This is a genomic window from Chryseobacterium sp. 14P4.3.2, assembly GCF_057799275.1.
Genome location: NZ_JBYOKO010000082.1, coordinates 1 through 359 on the forward strand (window position 1 = coordinate 1; position 359 = coordinate 359).

At 40.9% G+C, this 359-nt stretch carries 1 pseudogene; it reads left to right on the forward strand.

Annotated elements, in window-relative coordinates:
* Nucleotides 1-359, forward strand: a pseudogene (locus AC27VX_RS23890) (RHS repeat-associated core domain-containing protein); the annotation flags it as partial.

The following is a 359-nucleotide window of genomic DNA, read 5'->3' on the forward strand; positions in this document are numbered from 1 at the left end:
TGACAGCCAAAACAGGCTATTGGTTCACAAACATCAGGTAGACAGCAACCCTGTTGAATATCTTACCCAGAATAAATACAATGAACTTTCCCAGCTGGAATCTAAGAAAGTGGGCGGAATTGCTGCCGCATCTCCGCTTCAGCAGATGGACTATAAATACAATATCCGCGGATGGATGACCCAGATCAATGATCCTGCTGCTCTGAACGGAAAACTCTTTGGGTATAAGATCAAATATAACAATCCTGAAAACTCCCCAGCAGTTGGAAAGTTCAACGGAAATATCGCAGAAGTTGACTGGAATAACAGTTCTGAAAACAATCTCAAAAGATATGTTTATGAATATGATGCCCTAAACA